General features: G+C 71.6%; 11 protein-coding genes. 5 read left to right on the top strand and 6 right to left on the bottom strand.

Going from position 1 to position 12,623, the window contains the following annotated elements; translation table 11 throughout:
• Nucleotides 1-81: 81 nt before the first annotated feature.
• The 5 genes from ACIOC0_RS13745 to galU all read right to left on the bottom strand — a co-directional run bounded on the left by ACIOC0_RS13745 (nt 82) and on the right by galU (nt 4,135).
• Entirely contained in the window at nt 82-768 is a 687-nt protein-coding gene (locus ACIOC0_RS13745) for a GNAT family N-acetyltransferase (RefSeq protein WP_402155505.1), read from the bottom strand.
• On the bottom strand, nt 765-1,307 hold the full coding sequence (locus ACIOC0_RS13750; RefSeq protein ID WP_402155222.1) for a molybdenum cofactor biosynthesis protein B: 543 nt from the start codon (nt 1,305-1,307) through the stop codon (nt 765-767). The genes ACIOC0_RS13745 and ACIOC0_RS13750 overlap by 4 nt, the downstream gene beginning before the upstream one ends.
• Nucleotides 1,304-1,819: a cyclic pyranopterin monophosphate synthase MoaC gene (moaC, locus tag ACIOC0_RS13755; RefSeq protein WP_402155223.1), complete on the bottom strand. Its 516-nt coding sequence runs from the start codon at nt 1,817-1,819 to the stop codon at nt 1,304-1,306. Before moaC ends, ACIOC0_RS13750 begins: the two co-directional genes overlap by 4 nt.
• Before the next feature lie 86 nt (nt 1,820-1,905).
• Nucleotides 1,906-3,228, bottom strand: a complete 1,323-nt coding sequence (glp, locus tag ACIOC0_RS13760; protein WP_402155224.1) for a gephyrin-like molybdotransferase Glp — start codon at nt 3,226-3,228, stop codon at nt 1,906-1,908.
• A 4-nt stretch (nt 3,229-3,232) separates the two neighbouring features.
• The gene (galU, locus tag ACIOC0_RS13765; protein WP_351091366.1) at nt 3,233-4,135 is read right to left on the bottom strand and encodes a UTP--glucose-1-phosphate uridylyltransferase GalU; all 903 of its coding nucleotides are present in this window, start codon (nt 4,133-4,135) and stop codon (nt 3,233-3,235) included.
• A 97-nt stretch (nt 4,136-4,232) separates the two neighbouring features.
• Between galU and ACIOC0_RS13770 the strand changes: the two genes are divergently transcribed.
• Nucleotides 4,233-4,847 (top strand): 5-formyltetrahydrofolate cyclo-ligase, encoded by a 615-nt coding sequence (locus ACIOC0_RS13770; protein ID WP_402155225.1) that lies wholly within the window; start codon nt 4,233-4,235, stop codon nt 4,845-4,847.
• A gap of 96 nt (nt 4,848-4,943) precedes the next feature.
• On the opposite strand, the gene ACIOC0_RS13775 is transcribed toward ACIOC0_RS13770, so the two are convergent.
• Nucleotides 4,944-7,769: a penicillin acylase family protein gene (locus tag ACIOC0_RS13775; protein ID WP_402155226.1), complete on the bottom strand. Its 2,826-nt coding sequence runs from the start codon at nt 7,767-7,769 to the stop codon at nt 4,944-4,946.
• A gap of 210 nt (nt 7,770-7,979) precedes the next feature.
• Between ACIOC0_RS13775 and ACIOC0_RS13780 the strand changes: the two genes are divergently transcribed.
• The 4 genes from ACIOC0_RS13780 (at nt 7,980) to ACIOC0_RS13795 (ending at nt 12,535) form a co-directional block, all read left to right on the top strand.
• The gene (locus ACIOC0_RS13780; RefSeq protein WP_402155227.1) at nt 7,980-9,569 is read left to right on the top strand and encodes a potassium/proton antiporter; all 1,590 of its coding nucleotides are present in this window, start codon (nt 7,980-7,982) and stop codon (nt 9,567-9,569) included.
• Between the two features lie 275 nt (nt 9,570-9,844).
• A complete protein-coding gene (locus ACIOC0_RS13785; protein ID WP_402155228.1) occupies nt 9,845-11,137 on the top strand; it encodes an MFS transporter in 1,293 nt (430 codons plus the stop codon).
• 67 nt (nt 11,138-11,204) lie between these two features.
• Nucleotides 11,205-11,510 (top strand): FmdB family zinc ribbon protein, encoded by a 306-nt coding sequence (locus ACIOC0_RS13790; RefSeq protein ID WP_402155229.1) that lies wholly within the window; start codon nt 11,205-11,207, stop codon nt 11,508-11,510.
• 191 nt (nt 11,511-11,701) lie between these two features.
• Nucleotides 11,702-12,535, top strand: coding sequence for an S-methyl-5'-thioadenosine phosphorylase (locus ACIOC0_RS13795; protein WP_402155230.1), 834 nt, complete (start codon nt 11,702-11,704; stop codon nt 12,533-12,535).
• The last annotated feature ends 88 nt before the right edge of the window (nt 12,536-12,623 follow it).

Raw genomic sequence — 12,623 nt, forward strand, 5'->3', positions numbered from 1 at the left:
GACGGATGCGATCACCGCGCCGCCCGGCAGTGAATTGAAAGCCTCAAGACGGTCATCGCTCGATCAATTTCGAACACTTATTCAATTACCGGGGCTGGTCCGGTTCCCCGGAGCGTTCTGCGGGTCGCGGGGCTCGGCCGGCTCGTCGGGAAGGTTCCGCGGCCGGGCGCGTCGCCAGCGGCTCAGCAGCCCCTCCGGGACCTCCTCCGCCGTGAGCGCGAAGACGAGGTGGTCGCGCCAGGCCCCGTCGATGTGGAGATAGCGGGGCCGCAGCCCCTCCGCGCGGAATCCGAGTTTCTCCACCACCCGGAGGCTGGGCCGGTTCTCGGGCCGGATGCAGACCTCGACGCGGTGCAGACCGACCGTGCGGAAGCAGTGGTCCACGACGAGCGCCACCGCCGTGGGCATCACCCCGCGCCCCGCCACGGACTGGTCCACCCAGTAGCCGACGTGGCCCGAGCACATGGACCCCCAGGTGATCCCGGCCACCGTCAACTGCCCGACGAGACGGCCCTGGTACTCGATGACGAACGGCAGCATCCGCCCGGCGTTCGCCTCCGCCCGGAGATGACGCACCATCTGACGGTAGGTCGGCCGGTGCGCGATCGGCCCGCTCGGCGCGGGCGGCGGGATGGTCGCCTCCCAGGGGCGCAGCCAGTCCCGGTTGCGCCGGTTGACCTCGCGCCAGGCCCGCTGGTCGCGCAGCTTTATCGGCCGCAGGACGACATCGCCCTCCGCCAGTTCGACGGGCCAGGACAGGCTGTTCAGCGCGCACCCCCACTGCTGTCGCCGGGTCTGGGGTGGTCACCGCCGCGCAACTGGTCGACGGCGTGGGTCAGCAGGGGCTCCAGGACCGCCAGCCCGTCCTTCACCCCGCCGGTGGAACCGGGCAGGTTGACGACCAGCGTGCCGCGGGCGACACCCGCCAGCCCCCGGGAGAGCGCCGAGGTCGGCACCTTCTCCCGGCCGAAGGCCCGGATCGCCTCCGCGATCCCCGGCACCTCGTGGTCGATCACCGCGCGGGTCGCCTCCGGCGTGCGGTCGGTGGGCGAGAGCCCGGTACCGCCGGTGGTGACGATCACGTCGTACCCGGCGTCCACTCCGGCGCGCAGGGCGGCCTCGACGGGGTCGCCGTCCGGGACGACCTGGGGGCCGTCGACGGCGAAGCCGAAGCGCCTCAGGCCCTCGGCGATCAGCGGTCCGCCCCGGTCCTCGTAGACACCGGCCGCGGCCCGGTTGGACGCCGTCACGACCAGCGCGCTGTAGGGGGAGCGCGGCGCGCCGCCGCTCGACGCATCAAGTGTCATGCCCGGCTCCAGTCGCCCGACTTGCCGCCCGTCTTCTCCTCCACGCGCACGTCCGTGATGACCGCTGTCTTGTCGACCGCCTTCACCATGTCGATCACGGTGAGCGCGGCGACCGAGACCGCGGTGAGGGCCTCCATCTCGACGCCCGTGCGGTCCGTCGTCCTCACCGTGGCGGTGATCTCCACGGCGTCGTCCGCGACCGACAGGTCCAGTTTCACACCGGAGAGGGCCAAGGGGTGGCACAGCGGGATCAGATCGGGCGTGCGCTTGGTGCCCATGATGCCCGCGATCCGCGCGGTGGCCAGCGCGTCGCCCTTGGGGACGCCTTCGCCGCGCAGCAGCTCGACCACGCGGGGCGAGACGAGGACGCGTCCGCTCGCGCGCGCGGTGCGCGCGGTGACGTCCTTGGCCGACACGTCGACCATGCGGGCGGCGCCCGCGTCGTCGATGTGCGTCAGCCGGTCCTGCCCGTCGTGCCCGCCCTGCCCGTTCTGGCGGTCCTGCCTGCTCATGCTGTGTCGCACTCCCGGTCCGGGCCCGGCACGCTGCGCCGCGCGGTCCTCCTCGTGCGCGACACGCTACCCGCAACGAGGCCTGCTCAGCCGAGCAGGATCACCTCCACCTCGGCTCCCGGCTCGACCGACTCCACGCCCTCGGGGACGACGATCAGCGCGTCGGCGTGGGCGAGGGCGGCGACCAGGTGCGAACCGGTGCCGCCGACCGGGCGCACGGTCCCCTCGGCGTGGGTGGCCCGCAGGAACTGACGGCGCCCCCGGGGCGAGGTGAGCGCCTCGTCGGCGACGAGCCTCGCGCGCGTGGTGGGCCGGTGGACGTCCTTGAGGCCCATCATGGTGCGGATCGCGGGCCGTACGAACAGTTCGAACGAGACGTACGACGACACCGGGTTGCCGGGCAGGGCCAGCAGCGGGATGTGGTCGGGGCCGATGACGCCGAACCCCTGGGGCTTGCCGGGCTGCATGGCGAGTCTGCGGAACTCGACCCCGCCGCCCCCCTGGTCCTCGTCCCCGACGTACGACAGGGCCTCCTTGACGACGTCGTACGCCCCGACGCTCACGCCGCCCGTGGTGACGACGAGGTCGGCGCGCACCAGCTGGTCCTCGACGGTCGAGCGGAGGGTCTCGGCGTCGTCGGCGACCGCGCCCACGCGGTAGGCGATCGCCCCGGCGTCCCGGGCGGCCGCGGTGAGGGCGAAGCTGTTGGAGTCGTAGATCTGGCCCTTGCCCAACTCCTCGCCGGGCTGGACGAGTTCGCTGCCGGTGGACATGACCACCACGCGCGGGCGTGGGCGCACCCGGACCGTGCCGCGGCCGATCGCGGCGAGGAGGGCGATCTGCGGCGGGCCGAGGACGGTGCCGGCGTCCAGGGCGCGGTCGCCGGCCTTCGCGTCGCTGCCCTTGGCGCGCACGTGCGCGCGTGCTCCCGCGGGCCGGTACACGCGTACGTGCCCCTCGGCCTGTTCGGGGGCGAGAGCGCGGGCCCGCATCGAGTCGACGGGTCCCTCGCCGAGCCCGCCGTCGGTCCATTCGACGGGGACGACGGTCTCCGCGCCGTGCGGCAGCGGCGCGCCGGTCATGATCCGGGCGGCCTGCCCGGGGCCGACGTGCAGCAGGCCGGGCTGCCCCGCCGCGATGTCCCCGACGACCTCCAGGACGGCGGGGAACTCATCGCTCGCGCCCTCGACGTCCGCGACCCGCACCGCGTAGCCGTCCATCGAACTGTTGTCGAACGGCGGCAGCGCCACCGGGACCGTGACGTCGTCGATCAGGACGCAGCCCTGGGCGTCGGGCAGTTGCAGCTCGATCGGTTCCAGGGGGCGGACCGTGGCGAGGACGTCGTCCAGGTGCTCGTCCACCGACCAGAGGCGGTCCTGACCGGTGGCGCGGGGCGCGGCGGTGCTCAAGTGGCTACATCTCCTCCGTGACGTAACTGCGCAGCCAGGTCCGGAAGTCCGGGCCCAGGTCTTCACGTTCGCACGCGAGTCGGACAATCGCCCGGAGGTAGTCGCTGCGGTCGCCGGTGTCATAGCGGCGGCCCTTGAAGACGACGCCGTGCACGGGGCCGCCGATCTTCTCGTCCTGGGCGAGCTGCTGGAGGGCGTCGGTGAGCTGGATCTCGCCGCCGCGGCCCGGCTCGGTCTCGCGCAGCACGCCGAACACGGCGGGGTCGAGGACGTAACGGCCGATGATCGCGTAGTTGGAGGGGGCGTCGGCCGGGTCCGGCTTCTCCACGAGGCCGCTCACCTTGACGACGTCGCCGTCGGCGGTGTGCTCGACGGCGGCGCAGCCGTAGAGGTGGATCTGCTCGGGCTCGACCTCCATGAGCGCGATGACGCTGCCGCCGTGCCGCTCCTGGACCTCGATCATCCGCTGGAGCAGCGGGTCGCGCGGGTCGATCAGGTCGTCGCCCAGGAGGACGGCGAACGGCTCCTGGCCGACGTGCGGCGCGGCGCACAGCACCGCGTGGCCGAGGCCCTTGGGGTCGCCCTGACGCACGTAGTGCATGGTCGCCAGGTCGCTGGACTCCTGGACCTTGGCGAGCCGGTGGGCGTCGCCCTTCTTCGACAGCGCAGACTCGAGTTCGTAGTTGCGGTCGAAGTGGTCCTCAAGGGGGCGCTTGTTGCGGCCTGTGACCATGAGGACGTCGTCGAGGCCGGCGGTGACGGCCTCCTCGACCACGTACTGGATCGCGGGCTTGTCGACGACCGGCAGCATCTCCTTGGGAGTGGCCTTGGTCGCCGGCAGGAACCGTGTGCCGAGGCCGGCTGCGGGGATGACAGCCTTGCTGATCCTGGGGTGCGACTGAGTCATGCCGGCCACCATATCCGGTGCCCTGGACGGGAAACCGCACCCCCGGCTGGTTCATGCTCATTTGAGCGCATTCGTAGAGTTGAGGCGGGAGTGACACATGGGGCATGCCACCGGCGGGCCGGAGTCGGACAAGCGTAGGTTGCGGCGGGAGCTCCTCGCGACGAGGAGCACGCTGACGGCGGACGGCCTGCGGGAGGCGGCCGGGGCGCTGGCCCGGCGCGCCCTGGACCTGCCGGAGCTGGCCCGGGCCGGGACGGTCGCCGCGTACGTCTCGGTGGGCTCCGAGCCCGGGACGCTCGACCTGCTGGACGCCCTGCGCGCGCGGGGCGTGCGCGTGCTTCTGCCGGTGCTGCTGCCCGACCACGACCTCGACTGGGGCGCGTACGACGGTGAGGGCTCCCTCACACGTGTGCGGCACGGCGGCAGGATGGCCCTGTTCGAGCCCTCGGGCGAGCGGCTGGGCCGTGACGCCGTCACGGATGCCGACGTGGTGCTGCTGCCGGGCCTGGCGGTCGACGGGCGCGGGATGCGGCTCGGGCGCGGCGGGGGCTCCTACGACCGTGTCCTGGCCCGTCTGGAGCGGGCCGGGGCCAGTCCCTCGCTGGTGGTGCTGCTGTACGACGGCGAGGTCGTCGCGCGGGTGCCCGAGGAACCGCACGACGCGCCGGTGCACGCCGTGGTGACGCCGTCCGGGGTGCGCCGCTTCACCTGAGCGGCGGACCGCCGGCGTGGGTGGGAACGCGAGAGGGGCGCTCCCCGCGTGCGTGCGGGGAGCGCCCCTCTCAGACGTCCTCGGGCCGGGACGGCGTCAGGGCTTGAGGACGAGGGTGTCGCTCGTGCTGCCGTCGACCGCCTTCGCCGAGTAGGCCCAGTCGAGCAGTTCGCCCTTGGCCCACTTGCCCGTCTGGTCGGTGTAGTGGGCGCTGAAGGCGTGTCCGGAGGCGCCGGTGAGGTTGATCCACTTCGACTTGTCGAGGTCGGCGAGGTTGACCACCATCCGCATCGACGGCACCCATACGACGTCGTAGCCGCCGGCGGCGTTCCAGCCCGCCGCGTTGACCGCGGCCTCGCCGCCGCTGAGCTCCCACGGGCCGCGGTTGAGCACGTACTGCAGGAAGCCGGGGCCGCTGGTGCCGAGGGTCTGGTTCTCCAGGAACAGGCGGTGCAGCCGGCCCCAGCTCCAGGTGTCGACGTCCTTGCCGAGCTTGGCGGTCAGCTCCCAGCGCGCGTCGATCATGGCGCGCTCGAACAGCTTGTCGCGGTTGTGGTCGGCGCCGGGGCGCCTGCCGTTCTCGGGGGTGGTCCACCAGTCGCTGCCGGGCTTGTCCATCAGGTGGCGCACGACCTCGAACCAGCGGTCGCCACCGTCCGGCTGGGCCTGGTCGGCGTCGCGCTGGCCGCACTCGCGGACCTTGCCGGTGGCGTCGACGGGCCCGGTGTTGTTGACCGGGTCGACCCACAGGCACTGTCCCTCGACGCGCAGTTCCTTGGGCAGCTTGTTGCCGAAGGCCAGCTTCAGGATGTTGCGCCAGACCGCGTTGAAGTAGGCCGCGGCGGCCGAGTCGGCGTCCTGGGTGTAGTCCCAGCCCTGGAGCAGGTCCTGGGCCTGGCGGACGTCCGCGTCCTTGAGGTTCAGCTTGAGCAGGGTGGGCACGAGCAGCCGCGCGATCTGGCTGTCGCTGTCCGTCTGCATCTGGCGCATGTCGTCGGTGGAGACCTTGCCGCCGCCCTCGATCTTCTGCTTGATCAGATCGCTGATGCGCTGGCTGCGGGTGCCGTAGCCCCAGTCCGTGGTGAGCGTGTAGGGGTACTTGTCCTGGTCGACGACGGCCTGGTTGGCGGTGACGATGTAGCCGCGCTCGGGGTCGAACTCGTAGGGCAGCTTGTCGAAGTCGATGTAGTCCGTCCACCGGTACTTCGGGTCCCAGCCCGGAGCGGGGACCGAACCCTTGTGGTTCTTCGCGCGCGTGGGGATCTTCCCGGGCAGCTGGTAGCCGATGTGGTTGTCGGTGTCCGCGTAGACCAGGTTCTGCGAGGGGACGTCGAAGAGCTTGGCCGCGGCGCGGAAGTCGTCCCAGCCAGCCGCCTTGTTCATGGCGAACACGGCGTCCATGGAGGTGCCCGGTTCCAGCGCGGTCCACTTCAGGGCGACGGCGTAGCCGTCCCCGCGGTCGGGTGCCTGGGTGTCGACGCCGGCCTTCTGGCCGACCTTCACCAGTTCGTTGCTGCGGTCGGACAGCAGGGGCATGCCGTCCGCGGTCTGCCGGACGACGATCTTCTTGCCGGCGCCGCCGGCGACCTGGATGGTCTCCTCGCGCGTGGTGAACGGCTTCACCTTGCCGTCGTAGAGGTAGCCGTCGCCGGTGAGCTTCTCCAGGTAGAGGTCGGTGACGTCGACCCCGGAGTTGGTCATGCCCCAGCTGATCTTCTGGTTGTGCCCGATGATCACACCGGGCATTCCGGCGAAGGTGTAGCCCGAGACGTCGTACTGGCAGGTGCTGGAGACGGCGCGGCAGTGCAGGCCCATCTGGTACCAGACGGAGGGCAGCGAGGCCGACAGGTGCGGGTCGTTGGCGAGCAGGGGCTTGCCGGTGATGGTGTGCGACCCGGCGACGACCCAGGAGTTGGAGCCGATGCCGTTGCCGTTCACGCCGACGGCGGTGGGCAGGTCGTCGAGCACGCCGTACAGGCCGCCGAGCTGGCTCTGCAGCGCGGAGCTCTCGGTGCCGGCGCCCGAGCCGGTGCCGGTGCCTGAACCGCTGCCTGAGCCGCTGCCGCCCGATCCGGTGCCGCTGGAGCCGCTCGACGAGGTGCCGGAGCCGCTGGAGTCGCTGGACGATCCGCCGTCCTTCTCGAACGCCCCGGTCGACTCGTCGTACCCGCCCTCCTGGACGATCGCCTGGTTGCGGTCGTAGGGGTAGCCCGGGTACAGGTCGGCGATCTGCTGGGGGCCGAGGCGGCTGGTCATCAGCGCGCGGTCGATCTCGTCCTGCATGTTGCCGCGCAGGTCCCAGGCCATCGCCTTCAGCCAGGCGAGGGAGTCGACGGGCGTCCACTCCGCGGGCTTGTAGTCGTTGGTGAACCCGAGGGCGGCGTACTCCAGCGAGATGTCCTCGCCGTCCTTGCCCTTCAGGTACGCGTTGACGCCCTTGGCATACGCCTGGAGGTTCTTCTTGGTGGCCGCCGACAGCTTGGTGTCGTACTCCTTCTTGGCGACGCGGTCCCAGCCCAGGGTGCGCAGGAACTCGTCGTTGTCCACCTGGCTCTTGCCGAACATCTCCGACAGGCGCCCGGAGGTCATGTGCCGGCGGACGTCCATCTCGTAGAAGCGGTCCTGCGCCTGGACGTAGCCCTGCGCCATGAACAGGTCCTGGTCGGAGGAGGCGTAGATCTGCGGGATGCCGTAGCCGTCGCGCTTCACGTCGACCGGGCCGGACAGGCCCTCCAGCGTGGCCGACCCCTCGGTCTGCGGGAAGGAGGCCCGCACGGTGCTGATCGACCAGTAGGCGCCGTAGGCGATGCCGCCGATGATGGCCAGCACCAGTACAAGCACGATAAGACGGGCTTTGCGCCCCTTCTTCCTGCCGGACTTGCCGGGCTTGTCACCCGTTGTGGCGGTGGTGTTGGGGGGCATCGCTGTCCTTGCTGTCCTAACGCGAGCGGCAGGGCTGGCTGTCCTTTTGAATGAGCGCTGGAGCAACCATAGGCGCAGGGGTCCGCGGCACTTGACGCGGAGTCGGCAACCAGCCCGGAAGGACGTTCGATCCTGCCCGAGCGAACGTCAAGAAATCGTCAAGAGTTAGGTAAGGTAATGAAGTAGTTGGACGCGTGGCACGTCGCCCTCGTGTCCCATGTACGTGTGCACCCGCGCGCGCGTCGCGTGCGCCAGGAAAGGGAACCGCCGCTGACTGTCCACCACCTCAACCAGCTCCTGCTCGTCTGCTCGCTCGTCCTGCTCGTCGCCGTCGCAGCGGTCCGGATCTCCTCGCGCAGCGGGCTCCCCAGCCTGCTCGTGTACCTGGGCATCGGCGTCCTCATGGGCCAGGACGGCATCGGCGACATCCAGTTCGACAACGCCGAGCTCACCCAGGTCATCGGCTACGCGGCCCTGGTCGTGATCCTGGCCGAGGGCGGCCTCGGCACGAAGTGGAACGAGATCAGACCGGTCCTTCCGGCCGCCACCGCGCTGGCCCTGGGCGGCGTCGCGGTGAGCGTCGGCGTGACGGCGGCGGGCGCGCACTACCTGGTCGGGCTGGAATGGCGGCAGGCGCTCATCATCGGGGCGGTGGTGTCCTCGACCGACGCGGCGGCGGTGTTCTCAGTGCTGCGCAAGATCCCCCTGCCCGCGCGCGTGGCGGGCACGATGGAGGCCGAGTCCGGCTTCAACGACGCACCCGTGGTCATCCTGGTCGTCGCCTTCTCCACCGCGGGGCCCATCGAGCACTGGTACGTGCTGATCGGCGAGATACTCCTGGAGCTGGCCATCGGCGCCGCCATCGGCATCGCGGTGGGCTTCCTGGGCTCCTGGGGACTGCGGCACGTCGCCCTGCCCGCCTCCGGCCTCTACCCGATCGCCGTCATGGCCATCGCCGTCATGGCCTACGCGGCGGGCGCCATCGCGCACGGCAGCGGCTTCCTCGCCGTCTACCTCGCCGCGATGGTCATGGGCAACGCCAAGCTGCCGCACTGGCCGGCCACGCGCGGGTTCGCCGACGGGCTCGGCTGGATCGCCCAGATCGGCATGTTCGTCCTGCTCGGCCTGCTGGTCACCCCGCACGAGCTGGGCGACGACGTGGTGCCCGCGCTCGTCATCGGCCTGGTGCTGACCATGGTGGCCCGCCCGCTCGGCGTCGTGGTCTGTCTGACGCCGTTCCGGGTGCCCTGGCAGGAGCAGGTGCTGATGTCCTGGGCGGGACTGCGCGGCGCGGTGCCCATCATCCTGGCGACGATCCCGATGGTGCAGGGCGTGGAGGCCAGCCGGCGCATCTTCAACATCGTCTTCGTGCTGGTCGTCGTCTACACCCTGGTGCAGGGGCCGACGCTGCCGTGGCTGGCCCGCACGCTGCGCCTCGGCCAGGGCGCCGAGGCCGCCGACCTCGGCGTCGAGTCGGCGCCCCTGGAGCGGCTGCGCGGCCATCTGCTGTCCGTCGCCATCCCCGAGGGCTCCAAGATGCACGGCGTCGAGGTGCACGAGCTGCGGCTGCCCTCGGGGGCCGCCGTCACCCTCGTCGTGCGCGACGGGACGTCCTTCGTGCCGCTGCCGACGACGGTCCTGCGACGTGGCGACGAACTCCTCGTCGTCGCCACCGACCCGGTCCGGGACGCCGCCGAGCGCCGGCTGCGCGCCGTGGGCCGCGGCGGCAAGCTGGCCGGCTGGCTGGGCACCGACGGCGGCGCGGAAGGCGACGGACGGGACGCGCGGCGCAGGCGTTAACGGCCGGTTTCAGTACGTTCACACCGCTCCGGATCGAAAGGCGGAGGCGGTCAAGGTGCTCACTTTCACAGGCCGTACGACAGGTGATCCCTGTATCATGAAGGCGCACCTTGATCGAACCAACTCTGCCTGACGCAGAGCTGGCGCGACCGTATGGCGGCCGGGACGCCCTCCGCAGTGAGCGCCGGTATCTACCGCGTACGCGCAAGAGGACAGCTCTCGGCGCCCCGCAGCTCCACCGGGTCGCGCTACCAGGCGGCAGAAAGGCACGGGCCGTGGCATCCACGGTCACCTCAGAGCCGTCGAAGGACTCGTCGGCCGCCCCCCGCCCCGGATACGGGTCACTGCTGCGCACCCGCGGCGCATGGACGTTCCTGCTGCCGGGCTTCGCGGCGCGCCAGCCCTTCGCGATGCTCACCCTGTCCATCGTGCTGCTCGTGCAGCACACCACCGGCTCCTACGGCGCCGCCGGCGCCGCCGCGGCCGTCACCGGCGTCTCCATGGCCCTCTTCGCGCCCTACAGCGGACGCCTCGCCGACCGCCACGGCCAGCGCGCGGTCCTCGTCCCCGGAGTGATCCTGCACGCCGTGGCCGCCCTGACGCTCACGGCGCTCGCCCTGGCCGACGCGCCCCTGTGGGCGCTGTTCGCGGCGGCCGTGCCCACCGGCGCGTCGGTCCCGCAGGTCGGGCCCATGGTGCGGGCCCGCTGGGGCGTGAAGCTGAAGGGCTCGCCCCTGATGAGCACCGCGGCGGCCTTCGAGTCCGTCACGGACGAGCTGACCTTCGTCGTCGGCCCGCTGCTGGCCACCGCGCTGTGCACCGCCGTGAACCCGGCCGCCGGCCTCGTCACCGAGGCCTCGCTGACCCTGGTGGGCGGACTGCTGTTCGCCGCGCAGAAGAGCACCCAGCCGTCCGTCGCCGACGGCGGCCACGCGCGCGTGAAGCACGCCTCCGCCCTGAGCGTCCCCGGCGTGCGCGTGCTGATCGCGACCTTCCTGGGGATCGGGTCCGTCTTCGGCGGCATGCAGGTGTCGCTGGCCGCGTACTCCGAGTCGATCGGCGAGCCCGGCCTGAACGGCGTCCTGTACGGCACGTTCGCCGCCGGCAACATGCTCTCCGGCCTGGTCTGCGGCGCCATCGCCTGGAAGGCCGCCCCGCAGCACCGCCTCGTCGTCGCGTACACGGCGCTGGCGCTGACGGCCTCCGGCCTGTGGGCCGCGCACTCGGTGCTCGTGCTGGCCGGACTCGGCCTCCTGGTCGGCATGTGCATCGCGCCCGCACTGATCACCGGCTACACGCTGGTCGACGGCCTGGTGCCGGCCGGGGCCCGCACCGAGGCGTTCACCTGGTTGACGGGTGCGGTGGCGCTGGGCCAGGCGGCGGCGGTCACGGTCGCCGGCCAGCTGGAGGACCGGCTCCGCACGGGCGCCGGGTTCCTGGTGCCACTGGGCGGCACGCTGCTGGCCCTCGCGGTCCTGCTGGCGCTGCGGTCACGGCTGGTGGGGAGTCTGCGCGAGCGGACGGTCGCACGTGGCGTGGGTCACCGCGTGCCGGTGACAGTGGACTGATCCCCGGGAATGCGTCACTATGGACAGTCGTTAGCACTCATCGAGTGAGAGTGCCAGGAGGAAGACAGTGCCGACCTACCAGTACCAGTGCACCGAGTGCGGCGAGGGCCTCGAGGCGGTGCAGAAGTTCACCGATGACGCCTTGACCGAGTGCCCCAGCTGCGGTGGCCGCCTCAAGAAGGTGTTCTCCGCCGTCGGCATCGTCTTCAAGGGCTCCGGCTTCTACCGCAACGACAGCCGCGGCTCCTCGTCGAGCAGCTCCCCGGCGGCGTCCAAGTCGTCGGCGTCTTCGGACTCGTCGTCGTCATCGGTGACGTCATCGGACTCGAAGTCGTCCGGCGCGAGCACGTCCGCCGGATCCTCCGCCGCCTGAGGACCCTCACGGCCCGCTTCCAGGACCCTGTCGTCGCACGACGACGACAGGGTCTTCGGCGTCCGCTGAGACGGTGGGGCCGGGGCGGGGACGTCGGCTGACAGCGGGCACCGGAGCGGGGTACGTCAGCTGACAGGTCGGGGCCCCGGAGCGGGGACGGCCGGTGTTCGATTCCGGCTAGTGTGCTGGTCATGGCGAACGCAGAGATCGGCGTGATCGGCGGTTCGGGTTTCTACTCGTTCCTCGACGACGTGACCGAGATTCAGGTGGACACCCCCTACGGGCCGCCCAGCGACTCCCTCTTCCTCGGCGAGATCGCCGGCCGGCGGGTCGCCTTCCTGCCCCGGCACGGACGCGGCCACCATCTGCCGCCCCACCGGATCAACTACCGGGCGAACCTGTGGGCACTGCGCTCGGTCGGCGCGCGCCAGATCCTCGGGCCGTGCGCCGTGGGCGGTCTGCGTCCCGAGTACGGGCCCGGCACGCTGCTGGTGCCGGACCAGCTGGTCGACCGTACGAAGTCCCGGGCGGGAACCTACTTCGACGGGCTGCCGCTGCCGGGCGGCGCGGTCCCCAACGTGGTGCACGTGTCGCTGGCCGACCCCTACTGCCCCGCCGGGCGCGCGGAGGCGCTGAAGGCCGCGCGCGGCCGGGAGTGGGAGCCGGTGGACGGCGGGACGCTCGTCGTGATCGAGGGACCGCGCTTCTCGACCCGCGCCGAATCGCTCTGGCACCAGGCCCAGGGCTGGTCGGTGGTCGGCATGACGGGCCACCCCGAAGCGGCGCTCGCCCGTGAACTGGAGCTCTGCTACACGTCGTTGAACTTGGTCACCGACCTGGACGCGGGCGCGGAGAGCGGCGAGGGGGTCTCGCACGAGGAGGTTCTCCAGGTGTTCGCGGCGAACGTGGACCGGCTGCGGGGCGTGCTGTTCGACGCGGTGGCGGCGCTGCCGGCCGACAGCGAGCGGGACTGTCTGTGCACGACTGCGCTGGGCGGGATGGATCCGGGGTTCGAGCTGCCGTAGGTCCGTGCGGGAGTTCTCGCGCGGGGTGCGGGGGTTTGCGCACGGGGTGCGGGGGTTTCCGCACGGGGTGCGGGGGTTTCCGCACGGG

This window comes from Streptomyces sp. NPDC088254 (genome assembly GCF_044740925.1).
In the GTDB taxonomy this organism is placed as follows: domain Bacteria; phylum Actinomycetota; class Actinomycetes; order Streptomycetales; family Streptomycetaceae; genus Streptomyces.